16 protein-coding genes are annotated in these 20,294 nt (G+C 62.2%); 4 read left to right on the top strand and 12 right to left on the bottom strand.

The genetic code is table 11. The features are described from left to right. Positions 1-42 precede the first annotated feature (42 nt). Positions 43-1,359: a glycosyltransferase family protein gene (locus tag NCS00_RS14285; RefSeq protein ID WP_008354138.1), complete on the top strand. Its 1,317-nt coding sequence runs from the start codon at positions 43-45 to the stop codon at positions 1,357-1,359. 4 nt (positions 1,360-1,363) lie between these two features. Here the strand turns inward: NCS00_RS14285 and NCS00_RS14280 are convergent, their stop codons facing one another. Together NCS00_RS14280 and betC are read right to left on the bottom strand one after the other, a co-directional pair. Further along, on the bottom strand, positions 1,364-2,311 hold the full coding sequence (locus tag NCS00_RS14280) for a choline ABC transporter substrate-binding protein (RefSeq protein WP_008354139.1): 948 nt from the start codon (positions 2,309-2,311) through the stop codon (positions 1,364-1,366). A gap of 41 nt (positions 2,312-2,352) precedes the next feature. Continuing rightward, positions 2,353-3,888: a choline-sulfatase gene (gene betC / locus NCS00_RS14275; RefSeq protein ID WP_008354141.1), complete on the bottom strand. Its 1,536-nt coding sequence runs from the start codon at positions 3,886-3,888 to the stop codon at positions 2,353-2,355. Between the two features lie 108 nt (positions 3,889-3,996). Here betC and NCS00_RS14270 point away from each other — a divergent pair, with 108 nt between their 5' ends. After that, complete coding sequence (locus NCS00_RS14270) at positions 3,997-4,908, top strand: choline sulfate utilization transcriptional regulator (RefSeq protein ID WP_250440325.1); 912 nt, start codon at positions 3,997-3,999, stop codon at positions 4,906-4,908. A gap of 119 nt (positions 4,909-5,027) precedes the next feature. Next, positions 5,028-5,903 (top strand): formyltetrahydrofolate deformylase, encoded by an 876-nt coding sequence (gene purU, locus NCS00_RS14265; RefSeq protein WP_008354143.1) that lies wholly within the window; start codon positions 5,028-5,030, stop codon positions 5,901-5,903. A gap of 819 nt (positions 5,904-6,722) precedes the next feature. Here the strand turns inward: purU and NCS00_RS14260 are convergent. The 9 genes from NCS00_RS14260 to NCS00_RS14220 all read right to left on the bottom strand — a co-directional run bounded on the left by NCS00_RS14260 (position 6,723) and on the right by NCS00_RS14220 (position 17,774). Next, positions 6,723-7,559, bottom strand: coding sequence for a glycine betaine ABC transporter substrate-binding protein (locus NCS00_RS14260; protein WP_409014143.1), 837 nt, complete (start codon positions 7,557-7,559; stop codon positions 6,723-6,725). Between the two features lie 133 nt (positions 7,560-7,692). Further along, a complete protein-coding gene (locus NCS00_RS14255; RefSeq protein ID WP_409014144.1) occupies positions 7,693-8,934 on the bottom strand; it encodes an FAD-binding oxidoreductase in 1,242 nt (413 codons plus the stop codon). 23 nt (positions 8,935-8,957) lie between these two features. Continuing rightward, positions 8,958-10,256, bottom strand: coding sequence for an aromatic ring-hydroxylating oxygenase subunit alpha (locus NCS00_RS14250; protein WP_175982385.1), 1,299 nt, complete (start codon positions 10,254-10,256; stop codon positions 8,958-8,960). A gap of 38 nt (positions 10,257-10,294) precedes the next feature. Then, on the bottom strand, positions 10,295-11,053 hold the full coding sequence (locus tag NCS00_RS14245; RefSeq protein WP_250436320.1) for an adenine nucleotide alpha hydrolase family protein: 759 nt from the start codon (positions 11,051-11,053) through the stop codon (positions 10,295-10,297). Continuing rightward, positions 11,050-12,213: an electron transfer flavoprotein subunit alpha/FixB family protein gene (locus NCS00_RS14240; protein WP_008354149.1), complete on the bottom strand. Its 1,164-nt coding sequence runs from the start codon at positions 12,211-12,213 to the stop codon at positions 11,050-11,052. The genes NCS00_RS14245 and NCS00_RS14240 overlap by 4 nt, the downstream gene beginning before the upstream one ends. 4 nt (positions 12,214-12,217) lie before the next feature. Continuing rightward, positions 12,218-14,134 (bottom strand): (Fe-S)-binding protein, encoded by a 1,917-nt coding sequence (locus NCS00_RS14235; protein ID WP_175982382.1) that lies wholly within the window; start codon positions 14,132-14,134, stop codon positions 12,218-12,220. Positions 14,135-14,148: 14 nt separating this feature from the next. Continuing rightward, positions 14,149-16,212 (bottom strand): NADH:flavin oxidoreductase, encoded by a 2,064-nt coding sequence (locus NCS00_RS14230; RefSeq protein WP_250440323.1) that lies wholly within the window; start codon positions 16,210-16,212, stop codon positions 14,149-14,151. A 28-nt stretch (positions 16,213-16,240) separates the two neighbouring features. Continuing rightward, a complete protein-coding gene (locus NCS00_RS14225) occupies positions 16,241-16,771 on the bottom strand; it encodes a DUF5943 domain-containing protein (RefSeq protein WP_008354152.1) in 531 nt (176 codons plus the stop codon). 31 nt (positions 16,772-16,802) lie between these two features. Continuing rightward, positions 16,803-17,774, bottom strand: a complete 972-nt coding sequence (locus NCS00_RS14220) for a dipeptidase (protein ID WP_008354153.1) — start codon at positions 17,772-17,774, stop codon at positions 16,803-16,805. Between the two features lie 410 nt (positions 17,775-18,184). Here NCS00_RS14220 and NCS00_RS14215 point away from each other — a divergent pair, with 410 nt between their 5' ends. After that, complete coding sequence (locus tag NCS00_RS14215) at positions 18,185-19,180, top strand: GlxA family transcriptional regulator (protein ID WP_008354155.1); 996 nt, start codon at positions 18,185-18,187, stop codon at positions 19,178-19,180. 4 nt (positions 19,181-19,184) lie between these two features. Here NCS00_RS14215 and NCS00_RS14210 read toward each other — a convergent pair whose 3' ends face one another. Then, on the bottom strand, positions 19,185-19,634 hold the full coding sequence (locus NCS00_RS14210; protein ID WP_241484883.1) for a GNAT family N-acetyltransferase: 450 nt from the start codon (positions 19,632-19,634) through the stop codon (positions 19,185-19,187). Positions 19,635-20,294: the final 660 nt, after the last annotated feature.

Raw genomic sequence — 20,294 nt, 5'->3', positions numbered from 1 at the left:
AAAAACCCGCATTACTCAAGCCTTGTTTCGGATTCGAACGACATGACTACCCGCTGCCTGAGCATCCATCAGACCGACGCACCCGAAGTCCTGACCAATCACAAGCACTACGCCGCCCGCATGGGCTACGAGCACGCGAGCATTTCGATGGCGGGCATGCCGTGCCCGTCGCAGCGTTTGTTGCTCAAGTACGAGGCGATCCTGCATCACTTGCGCCGGATGCCCGAGATGGCGCTGCTCGTCTGCATGAGCGAAGACTGCATCGTGCTCAACATGCTCCCGGTCGAGCCCATCGCAGAAGGCAGGCAGCACGCGCTCATGGCGGTTTCCGGCAACGACGACGGACGTCAGACGGCCGTGCAGATCTGGCGTAATACGGTCGAGGTGCGCAACCTCATCGTGTGGTGCATCGGGGAATGCAAGATCGGCAAAGCGCCGCAAAACGAAATCGCGATGCTTGCAGGGCTCGACTACATCGAGCCGCACGGTGAACGCGGCGGCATCATGGCTACGATGCACTGCGGTCCGCGCTACGATCCCATCTGGACGCAGTACCCCAACCTCTGGACCATCGTGCTCGGCGAGGAAGCGATCTACGGTTTCATCCCGGCGAGCTTTCGCAACGCGCTCGCCGAACACATCAACGACTGTCAGCAGAAGGGCGTGCCGCTGTTCCAGCTTCCGGCGCAAAGCGAAACGCCGCATGAAGAGTTCAGCGTCTATAACCCCGGCAAGTCCATCGCCTTCATCACGTACTACACGCCCAACGTGCGTGCGTACGGCGCGATCGCCGAGCAGAACATGCGGCGCTATTGCGAGCGCCACGGCTATACGCTTTACGTCTATCGGCAGACGCCCGCCGAAGGCGTGCCCGGCGCGACCGGCACCTGGCTCAAGCCGTGGTTCCTGCGCAAGCATCTGCCGCATCACGACTGGGCGATCTGGGTCGATGCCGACATCCTCTTCTTCGATCAGCGCAAGCCGATCGATCCGCTGCTGGACGGGCGCGACATTCTCGCGGCGCACGATATCGGGCCGTGGATCATCAATGCCGGCGTGCTCGGCTTTCGCCGCAAGCCCGCGGTCCTCGCGTTCGTCGACGAAATCCACGAGCATGTCAGCGCCGCGCCCGACAAATCGAGCACCTATGCGAACGGCGGCGATCAGACCATCATCGCGAATCTGCTGACGGACCGTCTCGGCTGGAAGCTCGAACACGGCCTCGACTGCCTGAGCATCAATACGCCGTGGTACTTGCACCAGGCGGACAGCCTGATGCTCCACTTCATGGCGATCCAGACGCCGATGCGCGCCGTCGTGATGGCCGCACAGGAACGCGCGAGCATTCAGCTCGGCTGATCCCTCACTTCACGCCGAGCGCGGTCTGAACGGCTTCCAGGCCGTTTCCGCCGCTCGCCGTGGTCACGCCGTCTAGCCACGATTTCAGCAGCTCCGGATGACGCTTCAGCGCATCCGTGGCCGCTGCATCGACATTCGTTTTCTTCTCCAGCACATCCGTGATGACGCCGTTCTCCAGATCGACGTTGAACGCCATCTGTTTGAACAGCCTGCTCACGTTGGGGCATTGCTGCTCGTAGCCGCTGCGCGCCACGGTGTTCACCGTCGCGCCGCCATAGTTGGGGCCGAAGTATTTGTCGCCGCCATCGAGATAGGCGAGCTTGAACTTCGTGTTCATCAGATGCGGCTCCCACGCGAGAAACACGATCCACTTCTTGTCGCGCACCGCCCGCTCCACTTGCGTGAGCATCGCGGTTTCGCTCGATTCGACCAGCTTCCAGTCGCCGAGACCGAAGGCCTTGTCATCGACCATGCGCTTGATGTTCTGATTCGCCGGCGCGCCCGGTTCGATGCCGTAGATGCGGTTATCGAACTTGTCGGCGTTCTTCGCGAGGTCCGCGAACGAATGCACGCCCGCCGCCGCCACATAGTCCGGCACCGCGAGCGTGAACTTCGCATTGGAGAGATTCGGACGCACGACGTCGATCGATTTCTCTTCGAAGAACGGCTTCACGAGCGGCGCCTGCGCGGGCATCCAGTTGCCGAGAAACACGTCGATCTGCCCTTTCTTCATGCCCTGATACGTGATCGGCACCGACAGGTTCGCGACGTTCTGCCGATAGCCGAGCGCCTTGAGCACGATGCCGCTCATCGCATTGGTCGCGTCGATATCGGTCCAGCCCGGCCCCGCCATGCGGACCTGCGTGCAGGACTGCGGCTCGGCGGCAAACGCATGCGAAGCCACGCAAGCCAGCGCGGCGGCGAAGAGCGCGTGGATGAAGCCCTTTTTCATGGTGCATTCCTGTCGTGTGTTGTGGGGATGCGATCGATGCGTCAGTGCTCGACGGCGGGAAAACGCGCCATCGCTTCGAGATCGTCCAGATCGATGTGATTGCGCATGTAGCGCTGGCTCGCATCGACGTGAGGCTGCCAGTCCCATGACTGAATCGTGCCCTGCGTCGTCGCCGCGAAATGGAAATGGCGGCGGCGCTGACTCTTCAGCACGTCCCGATGCAGCGCATCGAGATTCCAGCGGCGCGCGATCTCCGCGCGGAATTCGGCCACGCGCGCGGCGTGACGCTCATCGCTTGCGAGATTCTCACGCTCGAACGGATCGGCTTCTACATCGTAAAGCTGATCCGGATCCACGCTCGAATGAATGAACTTGAAGCGCCCGCGCCGGATCATCACGATGGGCGCAATCGCGCCTTCCGCGAGATATTCGCCGATGGCTTCGTCGTGCCCGCCGGTCTCGCGCAAGTGCGGCACGAGGCTTTGACCGTCGATGCTGTCGGGCCACGCTTGCGGCGCTTGTCCGCGCGCGAATTCGACGAGCGTCGGCAGCACATCGAGATGCGAGACCGAATCCTTCACGCGATGCGCGCCAAACCGCTTCGGCGCGTGCACGATGAGCGGCACGCGGCAGCCGCCTTCGAAGAACGTCATCTTGTACCAGAGGCCGCGCTCGCCGAGCATCTCCCCGTGATCCGACGTGACGACGATGATCGTATCGTCGGCGAGACCGGCCTCGTCGAGCGCTTCGAGGATCGATGCGAACTGGTCGTCGACATACGACACCGCGCCGTAGTACGCGCGCCGCGCATTGCGGATTTGCCGGTCCGTCGGCGGCGTGCGATCCGCTTCGTACACATGGCGCAGGCGCTTCGAATGCGGATCGCAGGCATCGAGCGAATCGCGATACGAAGGCATGTCGATGTCTTCATCGCGATACGCGTCCCAGTACTTGCGCGGAATCGCATACGGATCGTGCGGATGCGTGAGCGATGCGACCATCATGAACGGACGCGCGTCCTTGCCCGCGTTGCGCTCGCGCGCGATGTCGAAGAGCTTTTGACGCGTGGTGAAGGTCACTTCGTCGTCGAAGTCGAGTTGATTGGTACGCACGCATGGGCCCGCGTCTATCACGGAGCTCATGTTGTGATACCACGTCGGGCGCGCATCGGCGTTCTGCCAGTCGGGCGTCCAGCCGAAATCGGCGGGATAGATATCGGTCGTGAGACGTTCCTCGAAGCCGTGCAACTGATCCGCGCCGCAGAAATGCATCTTGCCGGAGAGAATCGTGCGATAGCCTTCGGCGCGCAGATAGTGCGCGAAGGTCAGCGTTTCGGACGGGAATTCGGCGGCATTGTCGAATGCGCCGATGTTCGAAGGCAGCTTGCCCGCGAGAAGCGAAAAACGCGAAGGCGCGCACAGCGGACTCGCGCAATACGCGGATTCGAACACGACGCCTTCGCGCGCGAGCGCATCGATGCGCGGCGTCTTCGTCACGCGATTGCCGTATGCGGCGAGTGCGAAGGGCGTGAGCTGATCGGCCATCAGCACAAGGATATTTTGTTTCGTCTCAAGCATGACTGCGTGCCTCGAATAGAATCGTTGATTGAGCGTTGGGTGTCACTATTGCCGTTCAAATCGCGGCTGTGAAGACAGCAAAACGTTATGCGTTCATAAGGGGGAGTTATGCCGCGGCCGGACCGCCTGCCACCGATGCAGGCGTTACTGATGTTCGAATCCGCCGCGCGGCACGCGAGCTTCACGGCTGCCGCGCGCGAACTCGGCTCGACGCAGCCCGCGGTGAGCCAGCGCGTCGTGCAGCTGGAGGAATCGCTCGGGGCGGCGCTGTTCGAGCGCGGGCATCGCGGGGTCACGCTCACGGACGACGGCGCGCGTCTTTTCGATGCGGTGCGTCGGGGACTCGACGTGATTCGCGCGGCGACGTCGGACATCCGCTCGCGTCACGCGCAACGCACGCTCACGCTGTCGACGGATTTCGGCTTCGCCACATACTGGCTGATGCCGCGCCTGCCGCAATTCAAGGCGCTGATGCCCGATGTCGACGTGAAGATCATTACGTCGCAGAGCTTGCCGAGCGCATCGGGCGATCATGCCGATGTGGTCATCGTCTTCGGCGACACGCATGCCGAATGGAGCGGTCAGAGCGCCGTGAAGCTCTTCGCCGAACGCGTGATGCCGGTGTGCAGCCCGGCGCTGATCGCGGGAAAAAGCGCGCCCGTATCGCCCGCCGATCTATCCGGGCTGCCACTCTTGCATCTCGAACCGACGCTGCCCGAGCGCTGGCTTTCATGGAGCGCGTGGTTCGAAGCGCACGGCCTTGCCGCGCCGCCGACGCAGGGCGGCTTCACGTTCAACAGCTACGCGCTCGTCGCGCACGCCGCGGTGATGGGCCAGGGCGTCGCGCTCGGCTGGGCGCCGCTCATCGACGAACTGATCGCGACGGGCCAGCTCGTCGCGCTCTGCGATGCGCCGCTCGTCACCGATCGGGGCTACGTGCTCGTGACGCCGCGCGAGCCGTCGGCGGCGGTGCGGGCGTTCAGCGAGTGGCTGCTGGACGAATGCGACGTCGTCGGCTGACGCTTTCGTACTATTTGCGCGGCGGTTCGCTTCTATCCGGAAGGCGCGCGCGTTTGCTCTACTAGCGCGTACGCTCGCCGCATTTCGCGGCGCTGCAACCATTCGAATGTGGAGCACGCATGGCAGCCGATTCCCGCTTTGATCAACTCGTGCTTACCGTTTCGTGCCCGAGCGCGGCGGGGCAGGTCGCCGCGATCGTCGGCTTTCTGGAGCGGCATCACGGCTATATCGACGAACTCACCGTCTTCGACGACGATCTCTCCGAGCGCTTTTTCGTGCGTTGCGTGTTTCATGGCGCGCGGCCCGAGGAGGCGCTCGATCTCGCGATGCTGAAGCGCGAATTCGAGCCTATCGCCGAGCGCTTCGCGATGTCGTGGGCGATGCACGATCTCGCCGTGCGGCCGAAGGTGCTGCTGATGGTGTCGAAGCTCGAGCACTGTCTTGCGGATTTGCTGTTCCGCTGGCGCATGGGCGAGTTGAAGATGGATATCGTCGGCATCGGGTCGAATCATACGGATCTGGCGCATCTGGCGGGGCAGCATGGCTTGCCGTTCCATCATCTGCCGATTACCGCCGATACCAAGCCGCAGCAGGAAGCGCGCTTGCTCGATCTGTTCGATACGTCAGGCGCGGAGTTGATGGTGCTTGCGCGGTATATGCAGATTCTTTCAGGCGAGACGAGCCGCAAGCTGGCGGGGCGTGCGATCAATATCCATCACTCGTTCTTGCCTGGGTTCAAGGGGGCGAAGCCTTATCACCAGGCGCATGCGCGTGGGGTCAAGCTGATTGGCGCGACCGCGCATTTCGTCACCGACGATCTCGATGAAGGACCGATCATCGAGCAGGAAGTTGAGCGCGTCGATCATTCTTATGGACCGGAGCGGTTGTTGGCTACAGGGCGGGACGTGGAGTGCCTTGCGCTTGCACGCGCGGTTAAAGCGTTTATTGAGCGGCGGGTTTTTATTAATGGCGAGCGGACTGTGGTTTTGCGTTGAGGTTTTTGCGCTCCGGGTTAGCTTGCTTTGCTGTTTTCGCTGGATTCCATATTCGCTTGGCTAGGGTTTCGCCGGATCCCGTTTTCGTGGCGGTCTATTAGCACTGCCCCTGTGCGGGGCGGCAGTCACTTTCTTTGCTGCTGCAAAGAAAGTAACCAAAGAAAGCAGCTCGTCACCGCCCGCGGTCACACGCAGTTTGGGTAGTTCTCTCGTTCCAGGTGGCACTCGCCTAAAGAGTGCCCTCATCACAATAACGGGGCTTGGCTCGCGCACGGTCTGACGAGCTAGTTTTCCAAGGACACTGGTTCAGCACGAAAGAGCTTCGGCACAGCGCTACGCGCTGCCGCCGGGTCCGCAAGGGAAACCAATGGGCGGCGAAGGCGGCGAGATTGATACGTTAGTAGAGAAGCACATGCATCCCCGATTGACCGGTCGGCCGCGGAGCAGGCTGGAGCTATTTGGTGCTGAACCCGTTTGGTGTGTGGTGCGATGGTTCAGACCGTGCGCGATCCAAGCCCGATGGGGCCTATGAGGGCACTCTTTAGGCAGCCCACGATGGACGAGAGGACTACCCAAATTGCGTGTGACCGCGGGCGTATCAGTAGCTGCTTTCTTTGCTTACTTTCTTTGCAGCAGCAAAGAAAGTGAGTGCCGCCCCGCACAGGGGCAGTGCTAATAGACCGACACGAATACGGGATCCGGCGAAACCAAAAGCAAAAGCCAAGAGCAAAACCCCCAAAAAAAAGCGCCGCAGGCATAACCCACGACGCTCAGCGTTTGCCCAAACGCCCAAAGACCCAAAAAACCCAACGAAAAAAATTACTTAGTCCAGGACTCCACCCGATCCCCATGCGCGCTGATCCACGCATCCGCCGCCGCCTGCGGCTTCTCTCCATTTTGCGTCGCCAGCATCACGCTATCGATCTCACCCGGCTTCCACTGAAACTTCTTGAGGAATGCCACCACCTGCGGCGCCTTCTTCTCCAGCTCCGGATTGATCACGTTATCGACGTGCTCCGACTCACCGAACACCTTCTTCGGATCCTCGAGGAACTTGAGCTTGTACTTCGCGAACATCCAGTGCGGCTTCCAGCCCGTCACGATGATCGGCTTATTGGCCGCTTCGGAACGCGCCAGTTCCGCCGTCATCGCCGAACCCGAACTCGGCAGCAGCTTGTAGTCGAGGTTATAAGCCTTGATCGCTTCGCTCGTCTTCTGCATCACACCCGCGCCCGCATCGATGCCCACGATGCGCGAATCGAATTCCGCCTTCTTCGCCTCGAGATCGCTCAAGCTGTTGACGTCGACGTTCTCCGGCACGATCAAGCCGATTTTCGCGTCCTGAAAGTTCGGACCGAGATTCACGACCTTCGACTTGAAGTTGTTCCAGTACGCGCCATGCGTGACCGGCAGCCACGCCGACAGCGTCGCGTCGAGATCGCCGCGCGCCACGCCCTGCCACATCACGCCCGCGGCCACCGGCACCAGTTGCACCGGATAACCCAGCTTCTTCTCGATCACGCGCGCCGCCACGTTCGACGTCGCCACGCTATCGTCCCAGCCCTCGACATAACCGATTTTGATCGTCGGCTTATCCGCGGCGTTTGCCATCAGGCTCGATGCGAGGGCGGCGCTCATCGCCCCCAAAACGAGCATTCTTCTCATCGGTTTCATTTGGTTTCCCCTTAGCGGCCCCACGCCGTGTAGCGAACAGAATCACCAGCCAGAATTGACGCGTAGCGCACTTTTCCGACACTCAGTTGTCAAGAAACGACGCGCCCCTCAGGGCTTACTTGTCGACGACGAGATCGCTCATAGGCTTGCTGCAGCACAGCAGCACCATGCCCTGATCGATCTCGCGCTGACGTATGCCGCCCGCATGCTTCATGCTCACTTCGCCCGACACGAGCTTGACCTTGCACGTCCCGCACATGCCCTGCGTACACGACGATGGCAAGCGCACGCCCGCCTTCTTCGCCGCATCGAGCACATGTTCGTTGCTGCCGCATTCGATGTCGCGCCGGCTCTTCGCGAAGCTCACCTTGAACTTCGTATCGACGACGGGCGCGGCTTCAACAGGCGCTTCGATGATCTCGACGGGCTCTGTCGGCGCAGGCGCAAAGCCGACCGCCTCCTCGCGCGCTTCGACGAAATCCGTCTGCGTCGCAAGGGCCTCGGCGACATGCGCCGTCGTCAGTTCAGCCGCGACTTCCTCGACGACGCCGAACGAGAAGCTCTCCTCGTGATAATGCTTGCGATCGAAACCACCTGCATCGAGCAGATCGCGCACCGCCTTCATATACGGCGCCGGGCCGCACGTGAAGACTTCGCGCTCGAGAAAGTCCGGCGCGATCAGCTTCAGGAGCGGCAGCGTGAGAAAGCCCGTCACGCCCGGCCAGTTCGTGCGCGTGCCGACCCGCTCGCACACGAACGCCGTGCGGAAGTTCTTGTGATTCGACGCGATCAGATCGAGCTCGCGCGCAAAGATGATGTCATCCGGCGTGCGCGCGCTATGCACGAACACGATGTCGGCATCGTCGCCGAGTTCGTGATGCGCGCGGCTCATCGACATGAGCGGCGTAATGCCCGAACCCGCCGACAAGAACAAATACTTGCGTGCCGGATGACGCGCGCACGTGAATTCGCCCGATGGCCCGAGCACGCGCACCGTCGATCCCGCGACGAGGTTATCGTGCAGCCAGTTCGACACCGGCCCGCCCGGCACGCGCTTCACCGTGATGGAGATCGTGTGCGGGCGCGTCGGCGCGGACGAGATCGTATAGCAGCGATTGATCTGCTCGCCGTTGATCTCGAGCTCCAGCGTGATGAACTGCCCCGGCTCGAAGACGAACGTGCGCTCACCCGGCGCCTTGAAGAAAAAGCTCTTGACGTCGTGCGTCTCCTGCCGGACGTGACAGCAGACGAGCGTCTCGTCCGTGTCGCAATTCCAGCGCACGGGCAGCGTCCCCCAGAACTTCGGCTGGGTCACGCGGCTGTCGGTCGGCTCGAAAGTAGCCTGATCGCGCATCATGTTCTACTCCTGCTACGAGGCTGTCAGCGCATGAAGGAAACGACTTTCTCACCGAGCGACGCATCGACGCCGTGCTCGGGCGTATCGGCGTAATCGGCAAGACGTCCGATGTACCACTCGCAAAACTTCTCGACGAGACCTTCCGTGAATGGCGAGTACGGACCCGGTTCGTAGGCGTTGCTCGCGACGCCGAGTTGCGAGTACTCGACGAGCGTGCGGTCCTGATCGTTCGTCGCGCGCCACACGGCGGTGAGATTGTCGACGTCGTAATCGATGCCTTCGCGCGCGTCCTTGTGCACGAGCCACTTCGTGCGGACGAGCGTTTCCCCCGATGCAAGCGGAATCACGCAGAACGTCACGATGTGATCGCTCATGAAGTGATGCCACGAGTTCGGCTGCGTCCAGAACGACAAGCCGCCCAGGTCCGCGCGCTCGAAGCCGCCGAGCAGTTTCTTCGATGCGACTTTCGCATCGAGCGTCTGCGATTCGCCATCGCGATCGAGCGGCAAACGTTGCGTGCGAAAGCCCGTCACGAGATCGGCGAGGCGTTCGATTTCCGCGGACGGCAGGCACATCGCTTCCCATTGCTTCGTGCGCTCTTCGACGGTCTTCTCGAACGCCGCCATGCCTTCTTCGTTCGCGGGCGAGCGCTGATAGCCGAAGCCGTATTCGTAAAGCGAAATGGTCAGCTCTGGATGATTCGCGACGCAGTGATAGCACTCGCGATTGTTCTCCATCGTGAGCTTCCAGTTGCCCTTCTCGACGATATCGATGCTCGCCGCGATCTTGCAATCCTTCAGACCGTGCGGCGCGAGATACGGCTCCATCGCTTCGCGCATCACGGCGAAATCGGCGGGCGGTTCATCGGCGAGACAGACGAAGATGAGGCCCGCGAGATTCTGGACATGCACCTTCTTCAGGCTGTGCTTGCAGCGGTCGAACTGGTCGCCCATGTGCTCGGCGAACATCAGATCGCCGGAGAGGTTGTAGGTCCAGCTGTGATACGGGCACACGATATTGCCGAGCGAGCCCTTCTCCTGATTGCACAGGCGCGCGCCGCGATGCCGGCACACGTTGTAGAAGGCGCGTATTTCCATATCGTCGTCGCGCACGATCAGGATCGAATCGTTGCCGATCTCGATCGTCGTGTAATCGCCCGGCTCGGGAATGTCCGGCTCGACGGCGACCTGAATCCAGGTCTTGCGGAAGATGGCATCGAGGTCGAGCGCGTGAATCTCTTCGCTCGTGTAGAACGGCGCCTCGAGCGTGTGGCCCTTTTTGCGGCGTTCGATCATTGCGCGAACGTCTGCCGAAACTTTCATCGTGTGCACCTGTATGTGGGTCGATGTGGGTCGAGAAATCAGTAATCGACGAGTTGATGCTCGCGCAAATACGCCAGAATCACTTGTGCTTTTTCGACGGAACTCCCTTCAATTACGACGCTTCCGCCGCGGCTTTCGGTCGTCGTCGCGCCGAGCATGCGCGCGTGGCCCGAACGCCTTTCCGGCGCGGCGAGTTTCTTGGGCTTGGCCGTCACCGGGCCGATGCGCCACGCCGTGCTTTCCTTGTCGACGGGCGCGCTCGCGGCGACCGGCGCGACGTGGCCTTCGCGCATGCGCGCATAGGCGTAGCGCGGCGCGGCGTTGGCCAATGGATGCACGGCGACGAGCGCGGGCAGCGGCGCGCGCACGCGTCGGCGCAAGCCCTTCGGCATGAACTGGCGCACTTCGACGCCTTCCTTCGTCACGCTGACATCGACGGCCGCGCCGACGAGCGGAACGTTCAGCGCATCCGCGAGCTTGTACGGCAGCGTGCCGCTGTCGTAAGCGCCTTCGGCGCGCGTGCCGGTGAACACGAGCTCGTAGCCCGCAAGCCTTTGCGCGAGGGCCGCACACGCATCGCCTTGCGTGTTGAGCACTTCGACTTTCGACGCGCCGAGCGCGAGATATTCCTGCAACGCCGGATTAGCCGGATCACCCGCGTGCAACACGTCGAGTTGCGCGCCGTGCGTCTTCGCGATGCCGATGGCGATGGTCAGCGCGGCGGCGTCGTTGCGGCTGTAGCGCGCCGCGCCGCTGACGGGATGACGTCCGGTGGAGACGAGAACGGCGATCTTCATGCAGCGACTCCTTCGGCGATGTGCGCGGTCTGCGCGATCGATCCGCCGCCGGCACGCGCGGCGCGTGCGGCGGCGGCGGCATCGGTCAGTGCCTTGATCGTTTCCTGCGTGTCCGCGACGATCGTCAGATTCGCGCGCTTCGCGATCGGCGCGCTGGCGTCGAGATTCACGGCGATGACGTGGCGGCAATCCTTGATGCCCTGCAAGTGCTGAACCGCGCCCGAAATGCCGAACGCGATATACACGCTCGCCTCGACGGTCTTGCCGGTCGCGCCGATCTGCTTGTCGCGCGTGAACTTGCCATCGTCGACGGCGACGCGGCTCGCGCCGATCGCCGCGCCCAGCGTGCCCGCGAGCGCTTCGAACGCGGCGATGTCCGACACGCCGTTGCCCGCCGACACGATGAAGTCCGCTTCCTCCAGCGCGACCTGCGCCGCGTCCATCTCTTCGATGCCGAGATCGACGTAAGCGCTCGCTTTCGCCGCCGGCACGATGCCTTGCGGATTCATCGCCTCGCCCGCGCCGACGAAGGGCAGCTTCGCATCGACGGCATGAGCTGCAAGCAAAACCATGTCGGGCAATGCACGCGATGCAAGCGCGCGACCCGCCTGTGCATACGACGCGACATGCGCTGCATCGATTTCGACGACCTGCGTCGCGATGGACGCATCGGCGCGTGCGGCGTAGCGGCGGCCGAGATCGCCGTCGCCGGTTGCGTTGTCGGGCATGAAGATATGCGCCGGTCGGAACGCAGCGACGCAGGCGGTCAACGCGCGCACTTCTTCGTCGGGCGCGTAGTTGCGGCGATCGAACTCCGGCAGCGCGACGTAGCGATCCGCGCCGAGCACGGCGGCATCGTCCTTGAACTCGCCGAACGCGATCAGCACGACTTCGGTCTGATCGTCCGCGAGCAAGGCGGCGGCCGCGAGCGCCTGGCGCGCGTGATCGTCGAGCGCGCCGCGATCCGTGTGCGCCGCGACGAGCAGCGAACGCGTCGCGGGCTTCGTCGTGCGGCGCGGCTTCGTCGCTTCCTTGTGTCCGCCGTGCGTGAAGTTCAGCACGACGCCATTGCCGATTTCGCCGAGCGTGATGCGCTTCAGTCCATCGGCCGTGATGACGAAGGGACGGCGCGGATCGATTCGTTTGATGTCGTTGTTCATCGCTTCACTCCAAGGCCGCAGCGACGAGTTCCGCCACGTCGAGCACTTCGGGACGAGGACCGACCACGCCTTCCAGCATCGCGGTGCATTGCGGGCAACCGACCGCGACGACTTCCGCGCCGACCGACTTCGCATCCGCGATGCGGATATCGGGAATGCGCTGCTTGCCGGGGATATCCGTCAGCGGCGCACCGCCGCCACCGCCGCAGCAACGCGCGCGCATGCCGTGACGCTCCATCTCGACGACCTTGATGCCAATGGTCTTCAGCAACTTGCGCGGCGCTTCCGTCTCGCCGTTGTAGCGGCCGAGATAGCACGGATCGTGGTACGTGATTTTCTTGTCCGCGAGCACGGCGGCGGCCTTCGGCGTGAGCTTGCCGCTCGCGACGAGCTCCGCCATGAACGCCGTGTGATGCTGCACTTCGTAGTAGCCGCCAAGCGCGCGATATTCGTTGCGCAAGCTATGCAGCACATGCGGATCGGCCGTGACGATGCGACGGAACTGGTATTGCGACAGCGTGTTCATCAGCTTCGATGCGCATTGCTGGAACGTGGCTTCGTCGCCGAGACGCCGCGCCGTGTCGCCCGTATCCGTTTCGACGCCGCCGAGCACCGCGTAATCGACGCCCGCCTTGTTCATCACTTTGGCGAGCGCGCGCAGCGTGCGCTGATAGCGCATGTCGAATGCGCCTTCGCCGGCGATCAGCAGAACATCGACAGGGCGTCCCGGCTGCGCGACCTGCACTTGCAAATCCACCGACCAGTCGTAGCGCGCGCCGATATCGAAACCGTTCTGACTGCCGGTCTCGCGCAGGTTCGCGAGCGTGATCGGGCCTTTGCCGGGCACATCGCCTTCGACGAGCGTTTGATTGCGGCGCATGTCGACGATCGCATCGACGTGCTCGATCAGCATCGGGCACTCCTGCACGCACGCGCGGCACGTCGTACACGACCAGATCGTGTCCGCTTCGATCATCTGCGAGATGAGCGGCTTGGCCGGACCGCCGGAATGCCTGCCGACGGGAATGCCGGGTGTCGGGCTACCCGCGTATTGCGAGTCCGATCCGCCGACCATGCCGACGACCAGATCCTGAATCAGCTTCTTCGGATTCAACGGCTGACCCGATGCGAACGCGGGACACGCGGCCTCGCACTTGCCGCACTGCACGCAGGCATCGAAGCTCAACAACTGATTCCAGCGAAACTCGACCGGCTTGCCGACGCCATATTCCTTCGCATCGAGCACGGGCTTCTTGAGCGCCGTCGGCGGCACGACTTCGCGTTCGTTCTCGTCCTTCGCGTGAAAACGCTCCTGACGCGGATGAAAGGCGAGATGCAGCAGACCCGCCATCGCGTGCTTCATCGGGCCGCCTTGCGCCGCGCCGAAGGTCATCGTGTACGCGCCCGCCGCGATCAGCAACGCGACGATGATCGCGAGCGCGCCGGACATCCACGATGCAGGCAGCAGCATGAACAACGCGAGACCGAGCGCGAACGAACCGAGCAGCAACGGCAGGCTGTCCCACGGTCCATGCGACAGACGCGCGGGCACGTCCTTCGCGCGACGCCGCTTGTACACGAACATCGCACCGACGAACATGATGATCGCCGCGAGGAAAATCGCGCGGTCGAGCCACACCGAATAGATCGCGAGACCGTAGTTGATGAAGACGAGCGCCATCGCGAGGATCGCGCCACCCGCGGTCGCGACGTGCGTCTTCGCGATATACGGATCGCGCGCCACGACATGATGCAGATCGACGAAATAGCGCTTCGGAATGGTCAGCAGATTCGCCCATCCATAGGCGCCGGCCGTCGTCGCGCGGCCTTCGCGCCAGTACGCTGCGCGCTTGAGCAAGGCGAACGCGAGGCCCGCCATCGAAAGCCACAACAGCGCGGTGATGACAAACACGGGGTTCATCGTCGAATACCTCGTCAGAAGTCTTTGCAGAGGCGCAGCGAATCGTAGATCGCGCTGTGGATGTTGTGCATCGAGATGCAGTCGCCGACGCGGAACAACAGGAAGCGTCCGTTGCCGAGCTCTTCGCTCAACGACGGCTGCGGTAGCGATGCGAACAGCGTGTGCACGTCGATCTGTCCGCGATTGAGCGACTCGGGCTTGAGCTTCCAGTAGAGCGCGTCGTTCGGCGTGATGCCGTTCTCGATCACGACCTGATCCACCGCGCGCTCTTCCTGCTCTTCCGTGTACTCGTTGCGGATCACGGCGATCTTCTTGCCGTTTTCCTCGTAGACCTTGTCGAGCCAGTAGTTAGGCGTATGAATGACGCCTTGCGCATAGAGACGGCGATAGAAGATCGGGAACGTGGTGCCGCCGGTGTCGTCGGCGACTTTGACATCGGGCGTGACGATCTCGACGTTATTGCCGCGCGACGCGATAAAGTCCGCTACGCCCGCGCCCGCATGAGTCGATACGCCGTCGTAGACGAGCACGTTCTTGCCCGGCTCGACCTTGCCCGAAAGAATGTCCCACGAACTCACGGCGAGACCTTCTTCGACGCCCCACGCAGGAACCTGTTCGGTGAACGACGAACCGCCCGTCGCGAGCACGACGATGTCCGGCTTCTCTGCCATGATCATCTTCTCGTCGGCGGCGACACCGAGACGGCGATCGACGCCGAGGCGCTTCGTTTCCATGTCGAACCAGCGCACGATGCCGGCCATTTGCTCGCGCTGCGGCGCTTTCGCGGCGAGCATGATCTGACCGCCGACATAATCGTTCTTCTCGAACAGCACGACATCATGACCACGCGAACGCGCGACGCGCGCCGCTTCGAGACCGGCAGGCCCCGCGCCGACCACGACAACCTTGCGCTTCGGGCCACGCGTCTTTTCGATGACGTGCGGCATCGTCTGTTCGCGCGACGTCGCGGCGTTCTGCACGCACAAAACGTCGAGACCGTTGTACTGGCGATCGATGCAATAGTTCGCGCCGACGCACTGCTTGATTTCGTCTTCGCGGCCATCGCGAATCTTGATGACCATATGCGGATCGGCGATCTGCGCGCGCGTCATGCCAACGAGATCGACCATGCCGTTTGCAAGCAGACGCTCGGCCTGTCCTGCATCGCGAATGCTTTGCGCATGCATGATCGGCAGCTTCACGACCGACTTGATGCCCGCGGCGAGATGCACGAACGGCTCGGGCGGCAGCGCCATCGGCGGCATGCAGTTGGCGAGCGTGTTGTGCGTATCCGCGCCCGAACCGATCACGCCGACATAATCGATGAGGCCGCTTTCGGACATCGCCTGCGCGATCTCCTTGAGGTTCTCGTGCGAGAGACCGTCTTCATGAAATTCGTCGCCGCACATGCGCAGGCCGACGCAGAAATCCGCGCCCACTTCTTCACGCACGGCCTTCAGCACTTCCATCCCGAAGCGCAGACGATTCTCCAACGAACCGCCCCATTCATCGGTACGGAAGTTGGTGCGCGGGCTCCAGAACTGATCGATCAAATGCTGATGCGCCGCCGAGATCTCGATGCCGTCCATGCCTGCATCCTTCACGCGCTTCGCGGCCGCCGCGAAGTCCTGGATGATGCGCTTGATCTCTTCCACTTCGATGATCTTCGCGTTGCCGCGATGCACCGGCTCGCGCACGCCCGACGGCGACATCAGATGCGGCCAGTGCTCGCCGTGCCATGCGGAGCGGCGGCCCATGTGCGTCGCCTGAATCATGATGAACGCGCCATGACGATGCATGGCTTCGGCGAGACGCGAGAGCGGATCGATGACCTTGTCGGTCGCGAGGTTCACCGACTTCCACCAGCCTTGCGGACTGTCGATCGACACCGGGCTCGAACCGCCGCACACGGCGAGGCCGACGCCGCCCTTCGCTTTCTCCTCGTAATAGCGGATATAGCGGTCGCCGGGCAGACCGCCCGGTTCGGCATAGACCTCCGCGTGCGCGGTGCTGACGATGCGGTTGCGCAACGTGAGCTTGTTGAGCTGAAGAGGCTTGAAAAGGTTCGGGTAACGCATCGCGATCGACCTCGGAGTTGAGCTTTGCTTACAGCGGCGACACTTCAAATACGCAATGCGAATGGCCTTCCGCCGCGCATTGGGTTTCGATCGACTTCGAGCGCGGACCTTTCTTCGCACTGTCGGGAGCCGTGTCGTTGACCCAGTCCATCGCGCCCGCGAACCATCCCGCGAACATGTAGCAGAGCTTGCCCTCTTTGCCGGGCTGCGCGAGCACGAACGACGAGTTATGCAGATGAATGCGCGCATGCGATGTCGCAGGATCGGCTTCGACGATCGTGAAGAGTCCCCATCCACGTTGCGACAGGCGCTTCAGGTAATGCTCGAAGCACGCCATGCCGCTGATGCCGTGCTTCTCGGCTTCCTTGTCGCACCAGTGATACGCGGACTTGTAGCCGGCCTTGTAGAGAATCTCGGCATACGTATCGCGGCCGAGCGCTTCTTCGACGGCGACGTGATTGTTCGTGAAGAAGTGGCGCGGCACGTAGAGCATCGGCAGCGCGTCGGTGGTCCAGACGCCGGTTTGCGGATCGACATCGATAGGCAGTTGCGGTTGCATCGCGGGGTTCCTGTTTATTTGTCGTTGACGGTCAGACGTTCCAGACTTCGCCGAAGAAGCGCATCCAGTTTTCGCCCATCACTTTCTTGATGCGCGATTCGCTCCAGCCGGCCTTTTCCATTGCAGCGGTGAGGTTCGGGAATTCGCCGATCGTGCGAATGCCTTCCGGATTCACGACCTTGCCGAAGTTCGTCAGGCGGCGATAACGGCCCTTGTCGTGCGTGATCCAGTCGAAGAATTCGGTGCTATAGCCTTGCGTGAAGTCCGTGCCGATACCGACGTTGTCTTCGCCGATGACATCGATGGTGTATTCGATCGCTTCGAGATAGTCATCGACCGTTGCATCCGGGCCTTTCTTGAGGAACGGCGAGAACATCGTCACGCCGACGAAGCCGCCCGCATCGACGATCTCGCGCAGTTGATCGTCGCTCTTGTTGCGCGGATGATCCTTGAGTCCCGACGGACAGCAGTGCGAGTACGTGACGGGCTTCTTCGAGCAGGCGATCGCATCGGAAGACGTCTTTGCGCCGACGTGCGAGAGATCGACCATGATGCCGACGCGATTCATCTCGTGAATCACTTCCTTGCCATAACCCGACAGACCGCCGTCCGGTTCATAGCAACCCGTGCCGACGAGGTTCTGTGTGTTGTAGCAAAGCTGGACCACGTTCACGCCCAGCTCCTTGAACACTTCGATATAGCCGAGGTTGTCCTCGAACGCATACGAGTTCTGGAAGCCGAAGATGATGCCGGTCTTGTTTTCCTTCTTTGCGCGCAGGATGTCGTCGGTCGTGCGGACGAGCGTGAGAATTTCGCTGTATTCGCGGATCTGCTGCTTCATTTCCGCGATGTTGTCGATGGTCTTCTGGAAGTCTTCCCACACCGACACGGTGCAGTTCACGGCGGTGACGCCGCCCTTTCTCATGTCTTCGAACACGGAGCGCTCGAACTTCGAGATGTTCAGTCCGTCGATGATGATGCTGTCGTTGTGGAGGGTGCTCATCGTGGTGTGCTCCGTGTCGCCTGAGAGGTGGGGGTCGTTCGACGTCGCTTTCGTCGTTGCGTCTATTCTTGACTTTCGCCCTGCCGGTCAATTTACGAATTCAGACGTGTTCTTTACCTTTTCCGACATGCGCGTCTGTTTTCGACAAGTGGCGAATTCCTTTTCGGTGTAGCGAATTTTTTGTGTGGGCTGTTGCACTGCATCGGAACGATCGTGCGCTGCTGCAGTGCATGTCTTGCGGCGCCTGGCCCCGCGTCAGTGCGAGCGCGCAGCGGAGCATGCGCGATGCCCTTCATCGATCAGGGTTTAGCCTGATGGCATGGTAGTTGCACTCGCAACCAAAATTGCAAGCGTGGTAAGCGCCGCGCATGACGGCGCCACTCAATAGATTCCAAGGAATCAGTTCTCACATGTCCTCCGATCGCACGGCGTCGCTGTCACACTTCGCGTTCATGCCGCTTCCCAACTTCACGATGATCGCGTTCACCAATGCGATCGAAGTCCTGCGCATGGCGAACTACTTGACGGGGCAGCCGTTGTATCGCTGGTCGATCGTGAGTCCGGAGGGCGGGCCGGTGACGGCGAGCAACGGGCTTTCCGTCGATACCGGTCCGGTGGAATGCGTGGGGCAGCCCGACATCGTGTTCGTGGTCGGCGGCATCGACGTGCAGCGTGCGACTACGCCCGCGCATCTTTCTGCCTTGCGCCGTTTCGCGCGCACGGGCAGCGTGCTCGGCTCGCTTTGCACCGGCACGTATGCATTGGCGCGCGCGGGCTTGCTCGCCGGCTATGCGTGCGCGATTCACTGGGAAAACATGTCGGCGCTTAAAGAAGAGTTTCCCGACACGCGCTTTCTCAAAGAGCTGTTCGTGGTCGATCGCGATCGCGTGACGTGTACGGGCGGCGTCGCGCCGCTCGACATGATGCTGAACTTGATCGCGGCGCGCGTCGGCACGGCGCGGGTGACACAGATCGCGGAGCAGTTCATCGTCGAGCATGTGCGCGATACGAGCGCGCAGCAGCGGATGCCGCTCGTCGCGCGTCTGGGGTCCGCGAACAAGTCGCTCTTCGAAGTCATCTCGCTGATGGAGAACAACATCGAAGAGCCGTTGTCGCGCGAGGAACTGGCGCGGCTCGCGGGCATGTCGCAACGGCAACTTCAGCGGCTATTCCGCGAACATCTCGGCATGACGCCGACGCATTACTATCTGACGTTGCGCTTGCGGCGCGCGCGTGAATTGCTGCTGCAGACCGACATGTCGATCATGCACATCACGATGGCGTGCGGTTTTCAGTCGGCGTGTCATTTCTCGAAGAGCTATCGCGATGCGTTCGGCACGGCGCCGACGCGCGAGCGGCGCAAGCAGGTGCCGCCGCTGGCTGCCGTTCCCGCGATGGTGGCCTGAGCGTTCAGATCGCCATGTGAAGGCGCGTTTCGCAGACTTCGCATCCGCCGAGTCTTTCGGTGCGGAACACGCCGTCCAGTGCAAAGCCGAGCGCCTTGTAGAAGCGCAGGCCGTGCACGTTTTCTTCGAGCGCCCAGAGCGTCATTTCCCGATAGCCTTCGCTTGCCGCGGCGTTGATCGCTTCATCGATCAGCATTCTTCCCGCGCCCTGGCGCCAGTGTGCCGGGTCGATATAGATGGCTTCGATTTCGGCATCCGTTCTGCCTTTGTCGTTATCGCGTGACGGGCCCCATGCGATCCATCCGAGCATGATGTCGTCGCGTTCGGCGAGCATTATGCGGGGCATGCCGCGCGCGATCAGCTCGGACCAGAGGGCACGGCGTTTCGGAATGGAAAGCGAATTGAGGTATTCGGCGGGGAAGATGGAACGATAGGCGGCCTGCCAGGCCTTCACGTGGATGCGCGCGATTTCCGCAGCATCGGAGGGGGCCGCCAGGCGGAAGGAAAGCGCGGTTCGGAGGTAATCGGCCTTCATGCGTCCAAGTATGACGCGGTTTTCTTGCTTTTTGCCTTGTGGTTTTCGCTTGGTTCGGGTTTTGCCGGATGCCGGTTTCGCCGGGGGCTGGTTTGGCTTGGCGTGGGTTTCGCCGGAGCCCGGGTTGGGTTGGCTTGGCTTGGTTTCGCCGGAGCCCGTTTTCGTGTCGGTCTATTAGCACTGCCCCTGTGCGGGGCGGCACTCACTTTCTTTGCTGCTGCAAAGAAAGTAAGCAAAGAAAGCAGCTTCCGATACGCCCGCGGTCACACGCAATTTGGGTAGTCCTCTCGTCCATCGTGGGCTGCCTAAAGAGTGCCCTCATAGGCCCCATCGGGCTTGGCTCGCGCACGGTCTGCCACATCGCATCACACACGAAACTGGTTCAGCACCAAATAGCTCCGGCCCGCTTCGCGGCCGACCGGTCAATCGGGTCCGCGCGTGCTTCTTTGCTGCCGTCTCCATCTCGCTGCACTTGCCGCACGTTGGTTTCCCTTGCATACCGGGCGGCAGCGCGTAGCGCTGTGCCGAAGCTCTTTCGTGCTGAACCAGTGTCCTCAGCGTTTTCGGGCGGCGGACCGT

The organism is Caballeronia sp. AZ1_KS37, from assembly GCF_023631165.1.
GTDB classification, from domain to species: domain Bacteria; phylum Pseudomonadota; class Gammaproteobacteria; order Burkholderiales; family Burkholderiaceae; genus Caballeronia; species Caballeronia zhejiangensis.
Note: the sequence above shows the minus strand (reverse complement) of the source record. Positions and strands in the feature narration are given on the sequence as shown.